This window comes from Tateyamaria sp. (assembly GCF_039945315.1).
Taxonomy (GTDB): Bacteria; Pseudomonadota; Alphaproteobacteria; order Rhodobacterales; family Rhodobacteraceae; genus Tateyamaria.
This window is the reverse complement of sequence record NZ_JBDUXB010000061.1, coordinates 22,346-45,442: the sequence shown is the minus strand read 5'-3', so window position 1 is coordinate 45,442 and position 23,097 is coordinate 22,346. Positions and strand designations below refer to the sequence as shown.

The window sequence follows — 23,097 nt, the reverse complement described above, 5'->3', positions numbered from 1 at the left end:
AGGTCAAGTGGTCGCAATTATGATATGGTCACGTGCGCACACCTTTTGTATAGGGGGGTTCGCTGGCGTTAACGCCAACATTTTTTTCGGAGAGAGACGATGAGCAATTGGACAAAATCTGACTGGCGCACTCTGCCCCGGGTACAGATGCCCGATTATACCGATGCTGCGGCCCTGAACGCGGTTGAGGCGCAGCTTTCCAAGTATCCACCGCTTGTTTTTGCAGGCGAAGCACGCAGGCTGACCAAACATCTGGCTGATGCCGGGCGCGGGGATGCGTTCCTGCTCCAAGGGGGCGATTGCGCAGAGGCCTTTGATCAGTTCAGCGCAGATGGCATCCGCGACACGTTCAAGGTGATGCTGCAAATGTCGATGGTGCTGACCTATGGCGCCAAAGTGCCGGTGATCAAACTGGGCCGCATGGCCGGCCAATTTGCCAAGCCACGCTCGGCTCCGACCGAGACGATCGATGGGATCGAATTGCCTAGCTACCGCGGCGACATCATCAATGGTCTGGACTTTACGCCTGAGGCGCGGATTCCTGATCCGAAGAAGATGCTGCAGGCCTACACTCAGGCGGCGGCCACGCTGAACTTGCTGCGGGCCTTCTCGACCGGTGGGTATGCTGACATGAACATGGTGCACTCGTGGACCCTTGGGTTTGCAGAAGGGGCTGAGGCCGAAAAGTACCGTGAGATTGCCACGCGCATTCAGGACACAATCGATTTCATGGCAGCTGCCGGCATCGATGCTGACACCACGCACGAATTCTCGACCGTGGAATTCTACACCAGTCACGAGTCACTGCTGCTGGAATATGAAGAGGCGCTGACACGTGTCGATTCCACTTCTGGCAAGTGGCTGGCCGGGTCCGGGCACATGATCTGGATTGGGGATCGGACACGTCAACCTGACGGGGCCCATGTGCATTTCGCAAGCGGAGTGCAGAACCCCATTGGCCTCAAATGCGGGCCAACGATGACGTCCGAAGACCTCAAAGCTCTTATGGCCAAACTGAACCCGAACAACGAAGAGGGACGTTTGACCCTGATCGCACGCTTTGGGGCAGGAGCCGCTGGTGAAAACCTGCCGCGCCTGATCAAGACCGTGCAGGAAGAGGGTGCAAACGTCACTTGGGTCTGCGATCCGATGCACGGCAACACTATCAAGTCTTCCACAGGGTATAAGACTCGGCCGTTCGAGTCGGTCTTGCGCGAAGTGCGCGAATTCTTTGGGGTGCACGCCGCCGAAGGAACCATCCCGGGCGGTGTTCACTTCGAGATGACGGGGCAGGACGTGACCGAATGCACGGGCGGTGTGCGTGCCGTAACGGACGAGGACTTGTCTGATCGGTATCACACAGCCTGCGATCCGCGCCTGAACGCCTCGCAGTCACTGGAGTTGGCGTTCTTGGTCGCCGAAGAACTCTCGAACCTGCGTCGCGCGCGGGGCGGGGCACGGGCAGCCAGCTAAACCTCAATTTAAAACGAAATAGAGCGCGAGGGGTCATCACCCTTCGCGCTTTTTTGTTTTGCGAAGTGTGATGGTCAGTCGTCTGACTTGACCACGCGCAGATACGGCACGTCCGCACGCGGCGTATGAGATTTAAAGGATCGCGCAGGCTCAGCAAAACCTTCAGCTGGTTGCGGGGCTTCCACGATTTTGGATGCCGGCGCATGTGCGACTGGCAGTGTAGAGGGCGCAGTGACTGAGCGGATCTTGGCCCCAACAACATCAAAGCGATGCGGGGTGTCTCCGATTTCGCCCTGCGCCACGAGGCAACCCAGAATGCGGCTGACATCGCCCAGATCGCTCTTTAGTGGCAGCAACAGCAAACGGCCCTCCAACTGTGGTTTTGTCATGCTGATCTCTGCGTTCAGGCGCATTTCGCACACTGCTGGGCGCTGGCAAACGTCTTCAAGCAAATCGTTGATCTGACGACGACAGGGCGGCGTGATCAGCGATGTAAGCGGCATCCCGCGCACATCCATTCCCATTAGATCACTCAGGTGGCTGCCTGCGATACGGATGCGGGCCATACCGGGCGCAATGCGCTCCAGAACGAATGTATATTCCAGAGCGGACTCGATACCGCGCGGATCAATCTCAGACCGTTTCGGGACAAGGCGCGCACCGCGCAAACCTTCCCAATAGGCCTCAACCTGGGAAATAGCGGAGTAACCAACTTCTGCACGAAACTCTGTCATATTAGCGATATTGTGCGGGCTGTTATCTGATTTGTCCATGATTTGAGTATCGCAGTCCATTTCGTGGGCGAAGCATGCAGAGCTTCCTGTCTGGGTTGGCGCCAATATGTATCAAATGCGGTTCAATCGCAGGTCAAAACTTAACAACTGGTTAATCCGCCCCCGTCGACAAAGCAGCAGGGTTTGGCTTGCCCCCTCCGGGCACAGACCCTAAACGCTTTGGTATGACCAAGGTATCGCCCGGCGCCCAGGGGCGCGCAGAAACACAAGAACATGTCATCCGTTCTATGACGGGATTTGCTGCAGCAAACGGCGCGCTTGAGCCGTTCCGCTGGTCCTGGGATGTCCGATCCGTCAACGGCAAGGGGCTGGACGTGCGCCTCCGCGTGCCCGACTGGATCGACGGGCTTGAGGCGGCGCTGCGCCCTTTGGTTCTGACGCGCGCTGCACGGGGCAACGTGACACTATCCCTGCGCCTGTCGCGGGACGACGCCGTCGCGTCCGTGACCCTGAATACCAACCAGATGAAAGCCACGGTTCAATCCCTTCTTGATATCGAGGCCGAGGCGATGGAGCAGGGGCTGTCTCTTGCCCCATCCTGCGCCAGCGATATTGCGATGATGCGCGGTGTTTTGGAGCAAAGCGTGACGCAAGACGATCCCGCGCCGTTGCGCGAAGCGCTGGTGGCCGAGTTGCCAGAGGTTCTGGAGGCATTCGACGCCATGCGCCAAAACGAAGGGGCCGCGTTGCGGGCTGTTTTAATCGCTCAATTGGACGAGGTTGCAACGCTGACGAAAGAGGCCGCTGCATTGGCTGAGGCTCGAAAAGAAGAAGTTGCCGCCACACTTAAGGAAAACCTCGCCCGTGTTCTGGACAACACCGATGGGGCTGAGCCGGACCGTGTCGCTCAGGAACTCGCGCTGCTGGCCGTAAAGGCAGATGTCACCGAAGAGATCGATCGTCTCTACACTCATGTCGGCGCAGCCCGTCTTTTGCTGGATGAGGGCGGGAGCGTGGGCCGCAAGCTCGACTTTCTGATGCAGGAGTTCAATCGCGAGGCCAACACCTTGTGTTCCAAGGCGCAAAACGCCGATCTCACACGCGTCGGATTGGCGCTCAAGGCGTTGATCGACCAGATGCGCGAACAAGTGCAGAACGTGGAATAGACCTATGACGACCGACCAGAGCAAGCGCCGCGGACTTCTCATCATTCTGTCTTCGCCATCAGGAGCAGGCAAAAGTACGTTGGCCCACCGCCTGCGGGCATGGGACAACGACATCGTTTTCTCAGTGTCTTCGACCACCCGGGATGCACGACCGGGCGAAGAGGACGGAGAACACTACCATTTTGTGTCCGTCGATGACTTCAAAGCATCGGTCAAGCGCTCGGAAATGCTCGAACACGCCCACGTGTTTGGCAACTTCTACGGCTCGCCCAAAGGCCCTGTTTCCGAAGCGATCGAGCAGGGGCGCGACGTGCTCTTTGACATCGATTGGCAGGGGGCTCAGCAAATCCGTAACTCCGAGTTGGGGATGCACACCCTGTCGATTTTCTTACTGCCCCCGTCCATCACCGAATTGCACCGCCGTTTGGTGGCACGCAATCAGGACAGCGAAGACGTGATCGAAAAGCGCATGCGCAAAAGCTGGGATGAAATCAGCCGGTGGGATTCCTATGATTTCGTGCTGGTCAACGACACCCTCGATCACACCGAAGCGCAGCTGAAAACGATCATTCAGGCGACACGCCTTCGCCGATTGCAACAACCTGACCTGACGGATCACGTGCGCGACCTGCAAACCCAGTTTGAGGAGCTAAAATGACCCTTTATGCCCTTGGTACAGACAGTCCCGAAATCCATGAGGATACGTGGGTTGCGCCTGATGCGAACGTCATTGGAAAAGTGGTTTTAGAACGCGCTGCAAGCATCTGGTTTGGCTGCACAATTCGCGCCGATCACGAAGAGATTCGGATCAGTGAAGGCTCTAACGTTCAGGAAAACTGTGTCATGCATATCGACGCAGGCTTTCCGCTCACAATCGGTGCGGGTTGCACAATCGGGCACAAGGTCATGCTGCACGGCTGCACGATCGGAGATAACACGCTGATCGGAATGGGGGCGACCGTTTTGAACGGAGCCAAGATCGGCAACAACTGCCTCATCGGGGCAGGGGCACTGATCACCGAAGGCAAGGAAATTCCTGATGGCTCTTTGGTTATGGGGATGCCAGGCAAGGTCGTGCGCGAACTTGACGAAGCGGCCATTCAGGGCCTGCGCGCCTCGGCGTTACATTATCAGGACAACATGCGCCGCTTTCGCGACACCATGACAATGGTCACGGGCTGATGCCGCATTGCGAGTTGCACTACTCCGATGATCTGGACATCGACGTGCCCGCAATTCTGGCAAAGGTCGAGGCAATCATTCTGGCCTATGACTCCGAAGCGGGCGACACCAAAGGACGTGCCTATCCCGCAGCCCAGTTCCACCACACAAATTTCAAGGCCACGCTGTCGCTGCTGTCAAAACCGCACCGCGACGCGCAGTTCGTGGCCGCCCTGCAGCGCGATGTGGTCGCCGCCATTTCCAAATTTCTGCCACGCCCCTGCTGGATGAGCATCGACATCACCTTTAGCACGCCAAACTACCACACGGAGTTTCTGGAATGACCAAGAACGACCGCGGGTCTCTTATTCGTCCCGTACCGCTGCCAGAAAGTGCTTCACGCCCTGTGGCCACGCCACTGTCGCCCTCTGTGGTTTATGCTTCGGACACGCCGGACATGTTGGATGCACAGTACGAAGGGGATCTGCACGGTTACACATACAGCCGCGAGGGTCATCCAAACGCAGATGTGGTCGCGCGTACCATCGATGCGATGGAAGGGGCCCCGCATATGGGCGTCGTCGTTTCCTCCGGGATGGCGGCTGTCTCCGCCGTTTTGTTGGGGCTGACCAAAGCCGGAGATCACGTGATCGGGGGCAATCAGCTTTATGGCCGTTCCTTGCGGATGATGGCCGAGGATTTGCCGCGGCTTGGAATTGCCACCTCTATGGTCGATCCGGGTGACGTCGAAGCGGTACGCGCAGCCATCCGTCCCGAAACAAAGATGATCCTCGTTGAGGTTGTGTCGAACCCAACGTTGCGTGTGGCCGACATCCTCGGCTTATCCGCGCTGGCCAAGGAAACCGGCATTCTGCTCGTGGTGGACAACACCTTTACCACGCCGCGCAGTTTTAAGGCGTACGACCACGGTGCCGACATCGTCATCCATTCCGTAACCAAGCTGTTGGCGGGACATTCGGATGTTATGCTTGGCTATGTCTCCGCCAAGGACAAGGCGCTCAATGACCGATTGCGGGTGTTCGCCGTGACCGCGGGCATGTCACCCAGCCCCTTTGATTGCTGGCTGGCAGAGCGGGGCATGCTGTCTTTTGAATTGCGCTTTGATCGGGCACTGTCCACAGCCGCAAAACTGGCCGAACACCTTGGCACCCTCAAAGGCGTCAAGCGTGTCATCTACCCAGCACGCCGCGACCACCCAGATCACTTACGGGCCGAAGCACTGCTTAAGGGTCAGTACTGCAACATGGTCAGCTTTGAGATCGAAGGCACGCGGGCGGCAGCCAATGCGCTGGCACGTGGCGCTGAGGGCCTTAGCTTTGCCCCCACGCTTGGGGATGTGGGCACCACGCTGTCGCACCCCGCGTCTTCCTCGCACCGCGCACTGACGGCGGAAAAACGGGCAGAACTCGGCATGTCCGAAGGATTCTTTCGCGTTTCTGTTGGTCTTGAAGACCCGGACGCCCTGTGTGACGTGTTTACAAGCGCCGTACAGGCCGCAACGACGTAGACGAGTTGCGAGATGGGCGATGACATCCTTGACGCCCTGTTGGCCGCGATCCCGCTGCCCAGCCTTGCGATCGACAGCACCGAACGGATCATTGCAGCCAACACGGAGGCCCTGACCCTGATCGGCCAACAAGCCAAGGGGCGCAACTACGTCACCATCCTGCGCCAGCCCGCGCTGCTCGACGCCATCGAGGCAACGTTGACAGATCGCACGCCACGCACGACCAGATACCTCAGCAACGATGGTGCACAGGACACCACCCTTCGGGTCAGTTGCAGGCCCGTGCGCGATGTTGGGCAGGACGGGGCAGGGGCCGTGCTGCTCTCGTTTGAAGACGTCAGCCATGTAGAGCAAGCCGGCCAGATGCGGCGCGACTTTGTGGCGAATGTCAGCCACGAACTGCGTACGCCGCTGACAGCGCTCATGGGGTTTATCGAGACCTTGCGCGGCCCCGCGCGTAATGATGCAGCGGCATCGACGCGGTTTCTGAACATTATGCAGGATGAGGCAGAGCGGATGAACCGGCTGGTCGGCGACCTGATGTCCCTCAACAGAGTGGAAGGCGACGAACGGGTGCGGCCAACGCAAAGCGTGGTCCTCAATGATGTGCTTGAATCGACCCTGCGCACCTTACGTCCGCTGGCAAGCGAGGCGGGCGTGACCTTTGACATCCAAATGCCAGAAACGCCCGTGCACATGATCGGGGACAGTGATCAACTGAAACAGGTTTTTACCAACCTGACCGAAAACGCGATCAAGTATGGCGGATCCAGGGGACGGATCACCGTTAAGATGACCACAAGCCCACGTGAAGCTGCCCTGCGCGCGCCCGGAGCGCGGGTGCAGGTCATCGACTATGGCCCGGGGATCGACCCTGTGCACCTTCCGCGCCTGACTGAACGGTTCTATCGCGCAGACGATCACCGCAGCCGCGCCCTTGGTGGAACGGGTCTGGGGCTTGCCATCGTCAAGCATATCATCAACCGCCACCGCGGCAGACTGCGCGTCGAAAGCGAACTTGGTGAGGGGGCGACCTTTACCGTCATCCTGCCGGTTCAGGAAAATGTTTGAGTGACGTGAGGATAATTTTGCCTCTGTCATAAAACTGTTACGCAAGTGTCACAAAAGCATTGCGCGGGGTCCATAGACGGGCCGCAAGATTCCCATGGGGGGGATCACCAACAAATGTTCAAACAGGAGACATTCATGTCCTTTGTGAAACTTGCAGCTTCCGCGCTGACACTCTCGGCGATGGCCGCAACAACGGCTACGGCACGTGATCAGGTTCAGGTTGCCGGATCTTCCACGGTCCTGCCTTACGCGTCGATCGTCGCCGAAGCTTTTGGCGAAAACTTCGACTTCCCAACTCCAGTTGTTGAATCCGGCGGCTCAAGCTCGGGCCTCAAGCGGTTCTGCGAAGGTGTTGGCGAAAACACCATCGACATCGCGAATGCATCCCGCAAAATCCGCGAAAAAGAAATCAAAGCCTGCGCTGAAGCCGGTGTGACCGACATCATCGAAGTGCGCATTGGCTATGACGGCATTGTGTTCGCGAGCCAAATCAACGGCCCGGCCTACACCGCATTCCAACCTGCTGACATTTTCAATGCTCTTGGTGCCAAGGTTCTTGTGGACGGTGCCATCGTCGACAACCCACATCAACAGTGGGCGGATTTCAACAGCGACCTGCCAGCGTCAGACATCGTCGCCTTCATCCCCGGCACCAAGCACGGCACACGCGAAGTGTTCGAAGACAAAGTGCTGCTGGAAGGCTGTGAAGCCACAGGCGCAATGGAAGCGATGATCGCATCCGGCATGTCCGAAGATGACGCAGAAGATGCCTGTATCGATGTGCGTCAGGACGGTGGTTCAGTCGACATCGACGGTGACTACACAGAAACACTGGCCCGCATCGACGCCAACCCTAACGGCATCGGCGTATTCGGTCTCGCGTTCTATGAAAACAACACAGACAAGCTGAAAGTGGCGACAATGGGCGGTGTTGCACCTTCCACTGAAACCATTTCGACTGGTGAATACCCTGTGTCGCGCCCACTGTTCTTCTACGTGAAGAAAGCGCACATCGGCGTGATCCCCGGTCTCAAAGAGTTCGCTTCATTCTTCGTTGCCGACGAGCTTGCCGGACCTGATGGCCCATTGGCGGCCTACGGTCTTGTTGCTGACCCAGAGCTGTCGGCGACCCAAGCGACAGTTGCTGCCGAAACACCAATGGGCGGCGGCAGCTAAGCCAATCTGACCGTAACGAAAACGGGGGCGGCGTTTTGCGCCGCCCCCTATCACAACAGACACACCGCCTATCTGCCGGGCACTCTGCCACCTGACTACGACGATTGGAGCCGACATGCCGCTTACATGGCTCGTCTTGATCATTCTCGCCATTGCTGCCGTTGGCTTTGTCACAGGGCGCAGCCGCGCACTACAAAGCGCAGGCGGTGACAGCCGTGATCTCCATTCCCTGCCAATCTACTACGGATCCCACGTGGCGATGTGGGCCATAGTCCCAGCGGCTGCTGTTCTGATCGTCTGGCTTTTGGGCCAGCCATTTTTTGTCAATTCCCGGGTTCTGGCGACATTGCCCGACAGTGTCGTGACCGAGGGCAGTTCCATCGGCCTTGTGATGAGCGATGTGCGCCGCGTGGCGGACGGTCTGGACGTCGCTGTGGCCCAAGGGGCGATGACACGTGATGAGGCCGCAGCGATCAGCAGTGAAACAACTGATGTGCGTGAAAGCCTTGGCCAAGTTGGCGTCGCCCTTGGATCAGACGTCAGCGCCGAGGTGTTGGGCGGCGCACAGCTTTACCGCACTCTCAACGCAACCGGGTCTTTGATTATGACGGTTGTTGTGCTGGTCGTCTCACTGGGTGGCGCAGGATGGGCCGTATCCCGTTCTGACGCGAATTTCAGGGCACGCAACACAGTGGAACGCGGAATTTTGGCGTTGTTGATTTGCGCCGCTTCAATCGCGGTCCTGACAACCATCGGCATCCTGTTTGCGTTGCTGTTTAACACGATTGAGTTTTTCCGACTGTATCCGGCTGCCGACTTCTTCTTTGGCACGAAATGGGCGCCCAGTTTTTCTGGACGGGGCGGGGCGTCTGACCTTGGGGTGCTGCCGCTCTTGTGGGGTACGTTTTATATCTCCATCATTGCGCTGCTGGTGGCCGTGCCCATCGGCCTGTTTTCAGCCATTTATCTGTCTGAATATGCAAGCCCGCGCGTGCGCGGCATCGCCAAGCCACTGATCGAAATCCTCGCCGGCATCCCGACAATTGTTTACGGGCTGTTTGCTCTGCTCACTGTTGGTCCACTTTTGGTGTCAATGTTCGGCAAGGACACTGTCGGCTGGATGCAGGGCGGCACGGCGGTAATGACGGCCGGCCTTGTGATGGGGATTATGCTGATCCCTTTTGTGTCTTCGCTGTCTGACGACATCATCAATGCGGTGCCCCAAGCCATGCGCGACGGCTCTTATGGCCTGGGTGCCACGCAATCCGAAACCATCCGTCAGGTGATCTTGCCCGCGGCCCTGCCGGGCATCGTGGGTGCGATCCTGCTGGCGGCCAGCCGCGCCATTGGTGAGACGATGATCGTGGTTCTGGGGGCAGGGGCCGCAGCCCGCCTGTCGCTGAACCCGTTCGAAGCGATGACAACCATCACTGCCAAGATCGTAAGCCAGCTGACTGGCGACGCAGACTTTGCCTCTCCAGAGGCGCTGGTGGCCTTCGCGCTTGGCATGACCCTCTTTGTTCTGACGCTCGGGCTCAACGTCTTTGCCCTTTATATCGTGCGCAAATACCGGGAGCAGTACGACTGATGACTGACGCAAGTATGACCCCCGCAGAAGCCAAACCCAAGAGATCGAGCCTGTCCGTTCTGGATGCACGCACCCGCAAGCGCAACGCTGCCGAAACGCGGTTTCGGATGTACGGTGTTGCGGCTATTGCCGTGGGCCTGCTGTTTCTGATGTTCTTGTTCGCCTCGATCCTGCGCTCTGGCATTCCCGCCTTTACACAGACGGTGATGGATATCGAATTCGTGCTCACCCAAGAGCCGTTCGAAGAAGCCGAGAGCAAGATGCTCAAGACGGGCGAGTATCAAAAGATCTTTGTGAATGCGCTGCAAAGCCAGCTTGAAGAAAGCGGACTTGAAGTCGCCTTCGACAACAAAGCCATCCAACGGATCGTGGGCAAGCCAGGTGGTACAATTCGCAGCTATTTCCTTGAAAACCCGGATCGAGTCGGCACGCCGGTTTCGTTCGAACTGGCCGCATCCTCGCGTGTGGACGGCTATTTCAACGGCCGGGTGACGCGGGAAAATATCGTGGACAGCCGGTTTTTGATGGCCTCTGACCTTGATCTGGTGGATGCGCTGGAAGAGGTTGGGATCATCCACAGCGCCTTCAACTGGAACTTTATCACTGGCACGGATTCTGGCGTCGACAACCCCGGCGGTGCGGGCCTTGGCGCGTCAGTGATCGGGTCCTTCTTTATGATGCTGGTGGTGCTATTCCTGTCGCTGCCGATTGGGGTCGCTGCATCGATTTACCTTGAGGAATTTGCACCCAAGAACCGCTGGACTGACCTTATTGAGGTGAACATTTCCAACCTCGCGGCGGTGCCTTCCATCGTGTTTGGTATCCTTGGTCTGGCCGTCTTTATCCAGTTCGCGGGCTTGCCTCAGTCCGCACCACTGGTCGGTGGCCTTGTGCTGACACTAATGACGCTGCCCACAATCATCATCTCAACATGCGCCTCACTGGCCGCTGTGCCGCCGTCGATCCGCGATGCGGCTTTGGGGGTAGGGGCCTCCAAGATGCAATCGGTATTCCACCATGTGTTGCCCTTGGCGATGCCGGGTATCCTGACCGGGACAATCATCGGACTGGCGCAGGCGCTTGGGGAAACGGCCCCGCTGCTGCTGATTGGAATGGTCGGCTTTGTTGCGCGCGAATACCCAGAAGGGTTCCTGTCCGGCTTTACCGACGCCAACTCGGCCATGCCTGCCCAAATTTACACATGGGCGAGCCGCGCGGATCCCGGATTTTACGAGAAAGCATGGGGCGGTATCATCATCCTCCTGCTATTCCTGATTACAATGAACGCAATTGCCGTGATCTTGCGACGCCGTTTTGAACGCCGCTGGTAGGGGGCAAAGACATGAATGACATGAGAATTGTGGAGAGAGACGTGGACACAAACGAGGTCAAAATCGCGGCCAGGGACGTACAGGTCTTTTACGGCGACAACCACGCTATCAAGGATGTAAGTGTCGACATCGACGACAAGACTGTAATGGCCTTCATTGGTCCGTCTGGTTGCGGAAAGTCAACTTTTCTGCGTTGTATCAATCGGATGAACGACACAATTGATGTGTGTCGGGTGAAAGGCGACATTCGGATCGACACCGAAGACATCTATGATCCCAAGGTCGACCCGGTGCAGTTGCGCGCCAAAGTGGGCATGGTGTTTCAAAAGCCAAACCCGTTCCCCAAATCGATCTACGACAACGTCGCCTATGGCCCTCGCATTCACGGCCTCGCCAGGTCCAAGGCGGATCTGGACGACATCGTTGAAAAGTCGCTGCGTCGCGGAGCTATCTGGGATGAGGTGAAAGACCGCCTGCATGCACCCGGCACGGGTTTGTCTGGCGGGCAACAGCAACGCCTGTGCATCGCACGCGCTGTCGCAACAGAACCCGAAGTTCTGCTGATGGACGAACCTTGCTCGGCTCTTGACCCGATCGCCACGGCGCAGGTCGAGGAACTGATTGACGAATTGCGCAAGAACTACTCGGTCGTCATCGTCACGCACTCTATGCAGCAAGCTGCACGAGTGAGCCAGAAGACTGCATTCTTCCACCTCGGCAACCTGGTCGAATACGGCGAGACCGGCACCATCTTTACCAATCCCGTCGATCCACGCACGGAAAGCTACATCACTGGCCGCATCGGCTAAGGAGTTCAAAATGAACGATCAACACATCGCATCGGCCTTTGACCGCGACCTTGAAGCGATTCAGGCCCAGATCATGAAAATGGGCGGGCTTGTCGAAAACGCTATTCTGGAAGCTGCGATCAGCCTTGAAACCCGCGACGAAGAGCGCGCCGAGGCCGTGCGCCGCGCCGACAAGGCCATCGACGCCCTCGAAGAAGTCATTAACGAAGAAGCAGCACGCGTGATTGCACTGCGTGCGCCCACAGCGATTGATTTGCGTCTTGTTCTGTCCGTGATCAAGGTGAGCGCCAACCTCGAACGCATTGGGGATTATGCAAAAAACCTCGCCAAGCGCACCAGTGTCCTGTCGCAACTGGCACCCGTTGACGACAGCGCAGGCGCCTTGCGTCGCATGGCCAAAGAAGTTGAGCGGATGCTCAAGGACGCACTGGACGCCTATGTGTCCCGCGACGCCGAATTGGCGCAGGACGTAATCGACCGCGATATTGAAGTGGACCAGATGTACAACGCGCTGTTTCGCGAATTTCTTACTTTCATGATGGAAGATCCGCGCAACATCACCGCATGCATGCACCTGCATTTCATAGCGAAGAATATAGAACGCATGGGCGATCACGTGACATCGATTGCTGAACAGGTCGTATACCTCGTTACCGGATCGATCCCTGACGAAGCGCGCAGCAAGGGCGACAAGACGTCCGTGCAAGCTCAAGGAGGCTGAACACATGTCCGCTGATCAGCCTCGCGTCCTAATCGTAGAAGACGAACCGGCACAGCGCGAAGTATTGGCCTATAACCTTGAAGCCGAAGGCTTTGCGGTAAGCCAAGCACAAAACGGAGAAGAGGCGCTGCTGCTCATCCACGAGGACGCACCAGATATCATTGTTTTGGACTGGATGATGCCTAACCTATCCGGCATAGAAATCTGCCGCCGCATCAAAATCAAACCCGAGACACGCTCAATACCCGTCATCATGCTCTCGGCGCGCGCGGAAGAGGTGGATAGGGTAAGGGGGCTGGAAACAGGCGCGGATGACTATGTGGTCAAACCCTATTCAGTCCTCGAGTTGATGGCCCGTGTGCGCAGCCAGTTGCGCCGAGTTCGTCCGTCTACTGTGGGTCAACGACTTGATTTTGATGATATAATTTTGGATTCAGAAACCCACAAGGTCACGCGCGGACCGGATGAGCTGAAGCTTGGTCCAACGGAATTCCGCTTACTCAGCACGTTCATGGAAAAACCGGGCCGAGTCTGGAGCCGCGAACAATTGTTGGACCGAGTATGGGGCCGCGACATTTACGTCGATACGAGGACAGTAGATGTGCACATCGGCCGCTTGCGAAAAGCGTTGACGCAACATGGTGGCGATGATCCCGTGCGGACGGTGCGTGGTGCCGGGTATGCATTGGGGTAGGGTGCGCTTCCAACACATCCACTTTACCCTATAATGCATTGTTATAATTGTTCTTTGAGATCGAAAAGAACATCTTCAATGTGGTGGCGACCTATTCCACCTTACCTAATGTTCAAAACAAACGCAGCCGGTCCATCTGCCATCACTGACGCTTGAGTAAGTCGCGGCATGCTATCCGACGCGCATGTTGAAAACGCCTTGTACAGAGTTGATGCAGGTTCGACGAGAAAACCCAAGACGGTAACCGAACTGGTCACCATAGAGTCAGCCATTGCAAACAACAGTTTGAAATTGGCAACAATATCAAAAGGTACCGCAGGACATTTTATCCTCAAATGCTTCCGTGGCATAAGCCTGTGCAGCACCCCAGCAAAACGCGTCGATGTTTGAAGAAACCAATACGGCATGCTCAAACTTGTCCCAAGGGGCAGAGATATTGTGTGCGCTTTCGCTCAAGCTCTGTGCCAGCACCCGTTAATTGGCCGTCAACTATGCTGCGCAATCCATACCCAATAATAACATAATGTGGATTATAGGATTTATGGATGTACTCTGGCGGGGCGTCAGGACACCAAAGCGTCTCTCTGCGCGTCAACTCGCATTGAACGCCCTATCGCTATCCGCAACAGCGTTCACAGCGGTGCATCCTCAAGCAAAGGTTTGCGTGCAAAATCTGCTAAGACACTGTTGAGTGTTTCAGAAAGCACCGCAACAACAGGAAACCAAAATGAATGAGCGAGTGTCCTTCGCCCTGAAGAATGTTGAAACCGTGCTTGGCTCCGTCGACCAGTCATCCGTGGACGCAGCATGTCGCATGATTGCAACCGCCGGTACGATTGGCGTCTATGGGTGCGGACGCGAAGGATATCAGATGCGCGGGCTTGCCATGCGTCTGTTTCACCTCGGTCTCAACGTTGGCTATGTTGGCGAAACAACGATGCCTGCTCTTACGCAAGGCGGACTTTTGATTGTCTCGTCTGGTCCGGGTGGTGTGGCGACGGTGAATGCCCACATCAAGACAGCCAAATCAGCAGGCGCATCCGTTGTTCTGCTCACCGCACAAAGCGACACGTCAGGCGCACATGAAGTTGACCTTGTCCTCACGCTGCAAGCGCAAACCATGGCAAATGACGGCCAAACAGCAGAAGATGACATTCTGCCCATGGGGTCAGCTTACGAGGGCGCGTTGTTCTTTTTGTGCGAGTGGATCGTTGCAGACACAAAATTGATCCTGGGAACATCAGCCGAAGCGACCAGAGCGCGCCACACGAATATGGAATAGTGTGCCGCGCCCTGCCCGCCAGTTTGTATTGTTCTCACGTGACGCGCGACTTCACCTGATACTTTGGCTCGCGCCAGACTTCGGTGTTGATCACCTCTTCGACAATCTCCGCGGCCCGGATGATCTCGGCCTCCTCCAGATAAAGCGGCGTAAAGCCAAAGCGCATGATGTTGGGCGCGCGGAAATCTCCGATCACGCCACGTTCAATCAAAGCCTGCATCGCGGGATAGCCGTGTTCAAAAGCGAAGGAAACTTGCGAGCCGCGAATGTTTGCGTCGCGCGGTGAAGCAAGGCGCAGCGTCGGGCAGCGCGCCTCGACCTCTGCAATGAACGTTTCCGACAGCGCGACACATGCAGCCCGCAGGTCGGCCATGTCGACCCCCTCCCACACTTGCAGTGCTTCTTGCAGGATCGACAGTTGCACAACCGAAGGTGTGCCCACCCGCAGCCGTTCGGTTGACATAGCAGGTCGATAGGCCTGCTCCATCGCAAATGGCGCAGCATGGCCCAACCACCCGGAAAGAGCCGGTTCGAGACCAAGCGTTATGTCGGGGCGCGCATAGATGAACGCCGGCGCGCCCGGCCCGCCATTAAGGTATTTATAGGTGCAGCCGACAGCGAATTCCGCGTTGCAGCCAGCAACATCCACCGGCACCGCACCTGCACTATGCGCCAGATCCCAGATCATCACGGCTCCGACGGCGTGTGCAGCGGCGGTGATCGCGTTCATGTCGTGCATGCGACCCGTCCGGTAATCGACTTGCGTCAACATCACCACGGCCACCTCGTCCGAGATTGCCTCCAACACGTCCTCAGGCGCAGGTGTTTGTAGCACATAACCCTTGTCGATGGTTTTGATCAGCCCTTCGGCCATATAAAGATCACTGGGAAAGTTGCCGCTGTCAGACAGGATTACACGCCGGTCTGGGCGCATTTTGAGAGCGGCGGCAAGCGCCTGATAGACTTTGATCGAAAGTGTATCGCCTGTGGCAACCGACCCCTCCGGCGCGCCGATAAGCCCGGCAATCGTGTCTCCAACTTCGCTTGGCAACGCCATCCAACCTGCGGTATTCCACGCCTTGATCAACTGGCCGCCCCATTCATTCTGGATGACGGAACTGGCACGTTCAACGGCTCCTTTGGGCAATACTCCCAATGAGTTTCCGTCAAGATAGATGACCCCCTCAGGGATATCGAACATCTCTTTTCTTGGCAGCGATACGCCCATTTTCACAACTCTCCTCTTAAGTGCCACAGTTCGGGAAACAGCTCGACGTCAAGCATACGGCGCAAGTAGGACACACCCGATGTGCCCCCTGTTCCGCGCTTGAATCCGATGATCCGTTCCACTGTGGTCACGTGGTTGAACCGCCAGCGGCGGAAGTAATCCTCAAGATCCACCAGCTTTTCCCCCAATTCATACAGTGTCCAATACGTGTCCACGTTTTCATAGACCAGCTTCCATTTGGCCTGAATGTCTGGGTTCGCTGCATGGGGAGCATCAAGTCGTGCAGACGGCACCCCTGCCCCCGATCCGTCTATGGTCACAAACAGATGCCGCACAACCTCGTCATAGAGGCTGGGCCGCGCCAGTTCCGCCGCCAGAAGGTCATGATAAGCAGGCACATGGGCATGCGGTTTGAGCATGTTGGGGTTTCGGTTACCAAGCATGTATTCGATCATACGGTACTGATGCGACTGAAAGCCTGAAGATGGCCCCAATGCCTCGCGAAAGGTTGTGTAATCCGCCGGCGTCATTGTACGCAGCACATCCCATGCGCTGTTGAGTTGTTCAAAGATACGCGACACCCGTGCCAGCATCTTGAACATGTGACTCATGTAACCAGAAATCAGAGCATCCCGCGCTGCGCCCATTTCGTGAATGGCCAGTTTCATCCACAACTCTGACGTCTGGTGCTGGATGATGAACAGTAGTTCATCATGAGCGATGCTGATCGGGTGTTGTTTTTCTAACAATCCGTCAAGTTGCAGGTAATCCCCATAGGACATCGCGTCTTTGAAGTGCATTTTGGCACCATCACGTTCAGGATCGTAAGCTTGATCAGTCATGATTGTCCTCTTGTTTTCGGGCATACCGGGACACGGCACGAGGGTACTGAAAGGTTTGAATGACCACATACCCGTTGCCCACACCTTTTGCGACGATAGACTGCGCCTGCACAATTCGGGGAACGGGCATGGAGTTGAAAGACAAGACGATCGTGGTGACGGGTGCTGCCAACGGCATAGGGCGCGCCTTGTGCACAACTTTTGCCGCGCACGGGGTCAAGGCCATCGTGTGTGTCGACAGGGATGCAGGTGCATTGGCATCAGTAACTAATGAAATCAATGGCTTTTCATTCACAGTCGATGTTTCGCATGAAGATGAAATTGCCAGTATGATCGAAGACGTCGAAGATCGGATTGGCCCCATTGATCTGTTTTGCTCAAATGCAGGCGTGTATGCACCCGGCGGGGCCGAGGCTACGGATGGCGACTGGCAGCGGCTGTGGGACGTCAATGTGATGGCCCATGTCTGGGCCGCGCGGCATGTGGTGCCCCGTATGGTGGCGCGAGGTGGTGGGTATTTGTTAAACACGGCCTCTGCAGCCGGGTTGCTGAACCAGATTGGGGCGGCCCCTTATGGGGTCACCAAACACGCCGCCGTTGGATTGGCCGAATGGTTGGCCATGACCCACGGTGATGACGGGATTAAGGTGTCGGTACTGTGCCCTCAGGCGGTGCGTACAGCAATGATCGAAGGGTTTGAGGATGGCGTCGCCGCAATTGACGGCTTGCTGGAACCTGACCAGATCGCGACTGCCTGCGTCGAGGCCATCCGCGCCGAGACATTTCTGGTTCTGCCCCACCCCGGCGTGCTGGATTACATGCGGCACAAGGCAGCGGACTACGACAGATGGATCGGCGGGATGCGCAAGCTGAACCGGGTTTATTCTAACTAGGCTTTCGGCTTGATCGGTCGGATCAACCCTTCCTGAGCGACCGAAGCGATTAGCGTGCCATCTCGGTTGTAGATCATGCCCCGATTAAAGCCACGCCCGCCTCCCGACCATGGACTTTCCATGGTGTAGAGGTGCCAGTCTGAAAACTGCGCCGGCCCATGAAACCAAATGGCGTGATCAAGGCTTGCTGACATCACCTGCCCGGTGAACCAAGTCTGCCCATGCGGCCGCAAGGAGGAGCCAAGCAAGTTCATGTCCGAGGCATAGGCCAGAAGGCAGTGCTGCAATGCAGGGCTGATCCCTTTTGCGGCGGCCATCCGGAACCACAGGTGGTTCACGTCATCTGCAGGTTCGGGTGTGAAAAAGTCGCGCGGTGCCACTTCGCGGATGTCGATGGGGCGCGGGCGCAGGAACTCCGCGTGGTACTTTTCCGGGATACGATCCGCTACAGTGGCCCGCAGGGTTTCGCGGTCCGCCAGTTCTTCGGGTCCTTCGACCTGCGGCATGGCGTGCTGATGGCTCCATCCTTCTTCGTCGACCTGGAACGAGGCGGACATGTTCAGGATCTGCCGCCCCTTCTGGATCGCAACGACGCGGCGGGTGGTGAAACTGCCCCCGTCCCGTGCGCGGTCGACTTGATAGATCACGGGGGTCTCCGGATCGCCCGGTCGAATGAAATAGGCGTGGAGCGAATGGCACAGCCGTTCCTCGACCGTCTGATACGCCGCAGCCAGTGCCTGCCCTATCACCTGACCGCCAAAGATGCGCGTGGGCGTCTCGCCCCCCTGCCCGGTGCCGCGAAACAGATCAACCTCAAGCGGTTCAACTTGCAGCAGGTTCAGCAGTGTCTCGTGGGCATCGCTCATCTAGATTTCTCCATCACTGGGCCCTGCCTGTCACATCAGCGCCCCATGCACCAGCGCCTTCAACTCGGCCCGCGCAGGCGTGGCCGAGGACGGGCTGAGCTGGGTAAATAGCACCGTGGTGAGGTCATGGACCGGATCAATCCAGAAAAACGTCGAGGCCATGCCGCCCCAACTGAAGTCCCCTACCGACCCCGGCACCCCGCTGCGCGCCGCATCCAGCACCACAGCGCCGCCAATGCCAAAGCCCACACCCCGCATGGGCTGCTCGGCAAAACTGGACGGCCCCAAGCTCGCGATATCGCCCGGCAAGTGGTTCTGCATCATGAATGCAGCTGTTGCGCGCGACACAATTCCCTGCCCGCCCACTCGCATCGCTTCGGCAAATCGGGCATAGTCGTCGATGGTCCCGACGAGGCCGCCGCCTCCACTCAGACATGTCGGGTTGGCAAAAGGCGACGCCTCGGCATCGTCGACAAGACGCAAACTCTCATCGCCCGTTACCGCAGCATTCAGATCCATCGCATCGCCGGCCAGCGGTGTGTAGAGCGATGCAAATCGGCCCAGCTGGTTTTGCTGAACGGCAAATCCGGTCTCTGTCATACCCAATGGATCAAATATCCGGGTCTGAAATACTTCGGCCAGGGATTGACCGGTGATCACCTCGATCACTCGCCCGATCACATCGATCCCGACCGAATATTCCCAACGCGCGCCCGGCGCAAAGGCCAGCGGCAATTCAGCGAGCTTCTCGCAGGTCTGCGCAAGCGTCCCAGCGCGGGGTGCGAAGGTCAGGTCACGTGCCGCCATCTCTTGCGGTACGAGGCCCGGGTTAAAGGCATAACTGAGGCCTGACCGATGGGTCAAAATCTGATGCAATGTGGGATTGGCGCAGGGTTCTGTTTGACCAAGGTCCGACGCGCCCGGGATCAGCGCATGCCGGTCAGCAAACTCAGGCAAAAAGCGTGAAATCGGCGCATCCAGATGCAAACACCCTTCCTCGACGAGGGTCATAAGGGCCAGCGAGGTGATGGGTTTGGTCATCGAATAGATGCGGGCCAGCGTATCGCGCTCAAAAGGCCTGCCGCCCTCGGCATCCCGCAGTCCACGGGCATCAAACAAAGCCTCCTGCCCGTCCTGCAGGACCAACACGGACATGCCGGCAAAGCGGCGCGCCGTGATATAGCTATCCGCCCAGCCGCGAATGCGCTCGAGCCGCTTGAGGTCCAGTGCCAGACGCCCTTCCCTCATTTCAGTGCCTTCAACCCGTTTTCGGCAAAGACCGGGACAAGCGCCCCCAACTGGCGCGCCTTGGCCGGGTTCGAGGCATTGCCATCCAGCGAGCGGCGCAACACGCCCTGAATAATTGACGCCATGCGGAAAAAGCAAAAGCCGAGGTAGTATCCGAAATCCTCAATCGGCGGCAGGTTGCGCCGTTCACAATAGGCCGCAACAAATTGCGCATCCGAAGGCAGCCCAAGAGCGGCGCGATCCACGCCCATCAGGCCCCTTCCTTGCAGACCGGGCGGCAGTTGCCATTGCATGATGACAGACGCGAGGTCCGCAAAGGGATGCCCGATCGTGCTCAATTCCCAGTCCAGAACAGCCAGACAGCGCGTGCCGTCCGCCTCAAATATCATGTTGTCGATGCGGTAGTCGCCATGCACCAGCGTGCGCTGACCGTCATCGGCAGGCATTTCGGCCGCCAGACGCGCCATCAACCTGTCCATGTCCGGGAGTTCCTGCGTTTGCGTCGCCACATATTGCTTGGACCAGCGCGACACCTGCCTCTCAAGATAGTTTCCGGGAGGCCCGTAGTCCGACAGACCCACAGCGGCGATGTCCACATCATGCAGCGCCGCAAGCACCCGGTTCATGTCGTCGATCACAGCGCCACGCTCAGCCTCAATGGCGCCGTCCATCAAAGGCTCGTCAAAGTTCCGGCCGGCCACGTGATCCATCACGTAAAAATCTGATCGGATGACGCTGGCGTCTTCACACAGCACATGCACATCGGCCACAGGTACCGCGCTGCCCTTCAGCGCACGTTGAACGCGAAATTCGCGGTCCACCGCATGGGCTGACTTCAGCAGTTGCCCCGGCGGCTTTCTCCGCAGCACATAATTGCCCGCGTGAGTTTTCAACAGAAAGGTCGGATTGGACTGACCGCTTTCGAACTTGATCGCTTCTATCGGCGCGTCAAAACCGGGCAAGCGATCGCGCAAATAGGTGCTGACAGCATCAGTATCGAGTGTCTGCGTATCAGCCATTTGTTCCCCCCGCCAACCGTGCCCGTGCCTCCGCGTATTCTGCCGCCATACGATCCACAATGGCTCCCGCAGGGCCAACAGACGTGATTGCACCGATCCCCTGGCCCGAGCCCCAGATTGTCTTCCACGCCTTGGGTTTGGACGATCCATCTGCGAAATTCATCGCGCTCGCATCTGCCTCTGGCAGGTTATCCGGGTCCATGCCCGCATTCTCAACCGATCCGCGCAAGTAATTGCCCCAAACCCCTGTAAACAAAGAAGAATAGACTATATCTTCTGCCCCACTCTCCACGATCATTCGCTTGTAATCACTCTGTGCATTGGCCTCATCCGTGGCGATAAAGGGAGATCCGACATAGCCAAAATCGGCCCCCATGGCGCGCGCGGCCAAAAGCGCGTCCCCTGTTGCGATGGCGCCAGACAGCGCCAGCGGCCCGTCAAACCACGTCCGGATTTCTGAGATCAAGGCGAAGGGCGATTGTTGACCCGCATGCCCCCCCGCACCGGCGGCCACAGCGACCAACCCGTCAGCGCCCTTGGCGATGGCCTTGCGCGCAAAGGTGTTGTTGATCACATCGTGCAACACGACGCCGCCACACGAATGTGCAGCCTCGTTCACCTCGACACGCGCGCCCAGCGAGGTGATCCAAATCGGCACCTTGTGGCGCGCGCAAATCTCCAGATCACGCTCAAGTCGTGTGTTTGACCGATGCACAATCTGATTGACGGCAAAGGGCGCTGCAGGGCGATCCGGATTGTCCTGATTGTGTCGGTCCAGCGCCTCGCTGATCTGTGTCAGCCATGCCTCGAGCAATGGCGGCTCACCCTCACCCTCGCGCGCATTAAGCGCTGGGAACGATCCGACAATACCCGCCTTGCACTGGGCAATCACCAATTCTGGGACGGAAATGATGAACAAGGGCGCAGCAATCATTGGAATGCGAAGCCCCTGCAATGCGGCAGGCAACGTGCTCATGACTTTCCTCCCCGACGGAACCATCCCGATTTCTCTGTTTCCAAGAAATCCAGACCGGAGACTCCGGACTTTGCAAACCCAACCATGCTCAAAGCACCTCGAACAGGCCAGCCGCGCCCATGCCCCCGCCGACGCACATAGTGCAGACGACATATCGCACACCGCGCCGCTTGCCTTCGATCAGGGCATGCCCGACCATCCGGGCACCGGACATGCCGTATGGGTGACCAATGGAGATCGCGCCACCATTAACGTTAAGCAACTCGTCAGGGATGCCAAGGCGATCACGGCTGTAGATCACCTGCACCGCAAAGGCCTCGTTCAGCTCCCACAAACCGATATCGTCCATCCCCAGCCCATGGGCCGCCAACAGCGGTGGGACGGCAAAAACCGGACCAATACCCATCTCATCCGGCTCGCATCCTGCGGCCCATACACCGACGCAGCGGCCCAAAGGCTCAAGGCCTTTCTTTTCGGCCAGCGACGCCTCCATCACCACTGCAGCGGATGCTCCATCACTAAGCTGAGAAGCATTCCCTGCGGTGATAAAGCCGCCTTCCTTGATGTTAATGCCGTCCTTGAACACCGGTTTGAGGCCAGCAACTGTCTCATAGGCCGTTCCGGGCCGGTTGCCTTCGTCCTTGTCCAGCGTCACCTCATGTTCGAATATGGCGCCTGTCTCACGATCCTGAAACTTCATTGTCGTGGTCAGCGGGACAATCTCATCGTCGAACTTGCCGGCCTCCTGCGCCGCTGCCGTTCGAGCCTGAGATTGCACTGCATACCGATCCTGCGCTTCGCGACTGACGCCATAGCGAGCGGCAACGGTTTCAGCAGTCTCTAGCATGCTCATGTAAAGTTCTGGCTTGTGCGCCTTAAGCCATGGATCCGCATGTGCACGCATCTCGGGCGTTTGCACCATCGACACAGATTCGACACCGCCGCCCACCACAATGTCCATACCGTCGTGGACCACCTGTTTGCTGGCCGTGGCAATTGCCATCATCCCGCTGGCGCACTGGCGATCGACGCTCATGCCCGCAACGCTGACCGGCAGGCCCGCACGGATAGCTGCCTGCCGAGCGATGTTGCTGGCCTGATGACCCTGTTGCAGTGCAGACCCCAGAACGGCGTCCTGTACTTCAGCCCCTTCAATGCCACCGCGGGAGACAGCCGATTGAATGGCATGACCCGCCAGTGTTTGCGGTGGTGTGGCGTTAAACGCGCCACGATAGGCTTTGCCAATCGGCGTGCGTGCGGTTGAAACGATGACGGCGTCGCGCATGAAATG

The 23,097-nt window shown here is 57.8% G+C and carries 23 protein-coding genes; 15 read left to right on the top strand and 8 right to left on the bottom strand.

From position 1 onward, the window contains the following. The first annotated feature begins 99 nt into the window (after positions 1 to 99). Positions 100 to 1,473 (top strand): class II 3-deoxy-7-phosphoheptulonate synthase, encoded by a 1,374-nt coding sequence (locus tag ABJD00_RS20345; RefSeq protein ID WP_413830588.1) that lies wholly within the window; start codon positions 100 to 102, stop codon positions 1,471 to 1,473. A 74-nt stretch (positions 1,474 to 1,547) separates the two neighbouring features. Here ABJD00_RS20345 and ABJD00_RS20340 read toward each other — a convergent pair whose 3' ends face one another. Further along, positions 1,548 to 2,246, bottom strand: coding sequence for a PAS domain-containing protein (locus ABJD00_RS20340; protein WP_413830586.1), 699 nt, complete (start codon positions 2,244 to 2,246; stop codon positions 1,548 to 1,550). Positions 2,247 to 2,431: 185 nt separating this feature from the next. Here ABJD00_RS20340 and ABJD00_RS20335 point away from each other — a divergent pair, with 185 nt between their 5' ends. The 13 genes from ABJD00_RS20335 (at position 2,432) to ABJD00_RS20275 (ending at position 14,734) form a co-directional block, all read left to right on the top strand. After that, positions 2,432 to 3,373 carry a YicC/YloC family endoribonuclease gene (locus ABJD00_RS20335; RefSeq protein WP_413830584.1) on the top strand — a complete coding sequence of 314 codons (942 nt, stop codon included), beginning with the start codon at positions 2,432 to 2,434 and terminating at the stop codon, positions 3,371 to 3,373. A gap of 4 nt (positions 3,374 to 3,377) precedes the next feature. Continuing rightward, entirely contained in the window at positions 3,378 to 4,031 is a 654-nt protein-coding gene (gmk, locus tag ABJD00_RS20330) for a guanylate kinase (RefSeq protein WP_413830582.1), read from the top strand. Beyond that, complete coding sequence (locus tag ABJD00_RS20325; RefSeq protein WP_413830580.1) at positions 4,028 to 4,555, top strand: gamma carbonic anhydrase family protein; 528 nt, start codon at positions 4,028 to 4,030, stop codon at positions 4,553 to 4,555. Before gmk ends, ABJD00_RS20325 begins: the two co-directional genes overlap by 4 nt. Continuing rightward, a complete protein-coding gene (locus tag ABJD00_RS20320; protein WP_413830578.1) occupies positions 4,555 to 4,878 on the top strand; it encodes a hypothetical protein in 324 nt (107 codons plus the stop codon). The genes ABJD00_RS20325 and ABJD00_RS20320 overlap by 1 nt, the downstream gene beginning before the upstream one ends. Continuing rightward, the gene (locus ABJD00_RS20315; protein WP_413830576.1) at positions 4,875 to 6,062 is read left to right on the top strand and encodes a trans-sulfuration enzyme family protein; all 1,188 of its coding nucleotides are present in this window, start codon (positions 4,875 to 4,877) and stop codon (positions 6,060 to 6,062) included. Before ABJD00_RS20320 ends, ABJD00_RS20315 begins: the two co-directional genes overlap by 4 nt. Positions 6,063 to 6,074: 12 nt before the next feature. Then, positions 6,075 to 7,133 carry a sensor histidine kinase gene (locus ABJD00_RS20310; protein WP_413830574.1) on the top strand — a complete coding sequence of 353 codons (1,059 nt, stop codon included), beginning with the start codon at positions 6,075 to 6,077 and terminating at the stop codon, positions 7,131 to 7,133. Positions 7,134 to 7,268: 135 nt separating this feature from the next. Continuing rightward, positions 7,269 to 8,309, top strand: coding sequence for a substrate-binding domain-containing protein (locus ABJD00_RS20305; RefSeq protein WP_413830572.1), 1,041 nt, complete (start codon positions 7,269 to 7,271; stop codon positions 8,307 to 8,309). A 115-nt stretch (positions 8,310 to 8,424) separates the two neighbouring features. Then, positions 8,425 to 9,897, top strand: coding sequence for a phosphate ABC transporter permease subunit PstC (gene pstC / locus ABJD00_RS20300; protein ID WP_413830570.1), 1,473 nt, complete (start codon positions 8,425 to 8,427; stop codon positions 9,895 to 9,897). Further along, positions 9,897 to 11,228, top strand: coding sequence for a phosphate ABC transporter permease PstA (gene pstA, locus ABJD00_RS20295; protein ID WP_413830568.1), 1,332 nt, complete (start codon positions 9,897 to 9,899; stop codon positions 11,226 to 11,228). Before pstC ends, pstA begins: the two co-directional genes overlap by 1 nt. Positions 11,229 to 11,239: 11 nt before the next feature. Further along, positions 11,240 to 12,037 carry a phosphate ABC transporter ATP-binding protein PstB gene (gene pstB, locus ABJD00_RS20290; RefSeq protein WP_413830566.1) on the top strand — a complete coding sequence of 266 codons (798 nt, stop codon included), beginning with the start codon at positions 11,240 to 11,242 and terminating at the stop codon, positions 12,035 to 12,037. Between the two features lie 10 nt (positions 12,038 to 12,047). After that, the gene (gene phoU / locus ABJD00_RS20285) at positions 12,048 to 12,758 is read left to right on the top strand and encodes a phosphate signaling complex protein PhoU (RefSeq protein WP_413830564.1); all 711 of its coding nucleotides are present in this window, start codon (positions 12,048 to 12,050) and stop codon (positions 12,756 to 12,758) included. 4 nt (positions 12,759 to 12,762) lie between these two features. Next, positions 12,763 to 13,452, top strand: a complete 690-nt coding sequence (gene phoB / locus ABJD00_RS20280) for a phosphate regulon transcriptional regulator PhoB (RefSeq protein ID WP_413830562.1) — start codon at positions 12,763 to 12,765, stop codon at positions 13,450 to 13,452. A gap of 727 nt (positions 13,453 to 14,179) precedes the next feature. Further along, entirely contained in the window at positions 14,180 to 14,734 is a 555-nt protein-coding gene (locus ABJD00_RS20275) for a 6-phospho-3-hexuloisomerase (protein ID WP_413830560.1), read from the top strand. 34 nt (positions 14,735 to 14,768) lie between these two features. Here the strand turns inward: ABJD00_RS20275 and kynU are convergent, their stop codons facing one another. Next, entirely contained in the window at positions 14,769 to 15,962 is a 1,194-nt protein-coding gene (gene kynU / locus ABJD00_RS20270) for a kynureninase (RefSeq protein ID WP_413830558.1), read from the bottom strand. Positions 15,963 to 15,964: 2 nt separating this feature from the next. Then, complete coding sequence (locus ABJD00_RS20265) at positions 15,965 to 16,804, bottom strand: tryptophan 2,3-dioxygenase (protein WP_413830556.1); 840 nt, start codon at positions 16,802 to 16,804, stop codon at positions 15,965 to 15,967. A 128-nt stretch (positions 16,805 to 16,932) separates the two neighbouring features. Between ABJD00_RS20265 and ABJD00_RS20260 the strand changes: the two genes are divergently transcribed. Beyond that, on the top strand, positions 16,933 to 17,697 hold the full coding sequence (locus ABJD00_RS20260) for an SDR family oxidoreductase (RefSeq protein WP_413830554.1): 765 nt from the start codon (positions 16,933 to 16,935) through the stop codon (positions 17,695 to 17,697). On the opposite strand, the gene ABJD00_RS20255 is transcribed toward ABJD00_RS20260, so the two are convergent. From ABJD00_RS20255 to ABJD00_RS20235, 5 genes are all read right to left on the bottom strand, one after another. Beyond that, positions 17,694 to 18,563, bottom strand: a complete 870-nt coding sequence (locus ABJD00_RS20255; RefSeq protein ID WP_413830552.1) for an acyl-CoA thioesterase — start codon at positions 18,561 to 18,563, stop codon at positions 17,694 to 17,696. The genes ABJD00_RS20260 and ABJD00_RS20255 overlap by 4 nt on opposite strands. A gap of 30 nt (positions 18,564 to 18,593) precedes the next feature. After that, positions 18,594 to 19,811, bottom strand: a complete 1,218-nt coding sequence (locus ABJD00_RS20250) for a serine hydrolase domain-containing protein (protein ID WP_413830550.1) — start codon at positions 19,809 to 19,811, stop codon at positions 18,594 to 18,596. Beyond that, complete coding sequence (locus ABJD00_RS20245) at positions 19,808 to 20,830, bottom strand: phosphotransferase family protein (protein WP_413830548.1); 1,023 nt, start codon at positions 20,828 to 20,830, stop codon at positions 19,808 to 19,810. The genes ABJD00_RS20250 and ABJD00_RS20245 overlap by 4 nt, the downstream gene beginning before the upstream one ends. After that, entirely contained in the window at positions 20,823 to 21,806 is a 984-nt protein-coding gene (locus ABJD00_RS20240; protein ID WP_413830546.1) for an NAD(P)H-dependent flavin oxidoreductase, read from the bottom strand. The genes ABJD00_RS20245 and ABJD00_RS20240 overlap by 8 nt, the downstream gene beginning before the upstream one ends. Positions 21,807 to 21,894: 88 nt before the next feature. After that, complete coding sequence (locus ABJD00_RS20235; RefSeq protein WP_413830544.1) at positions 21,895 to 23,091, bottom strand: acetyl-CoA C-acyltransferase; 1,197 nt, start codon at positions 23,089 to 23,091, stop codon at positions 21,895 to 21,897. Positions 23,092 to 23,097: the final 6 nt, after the last annotated feature.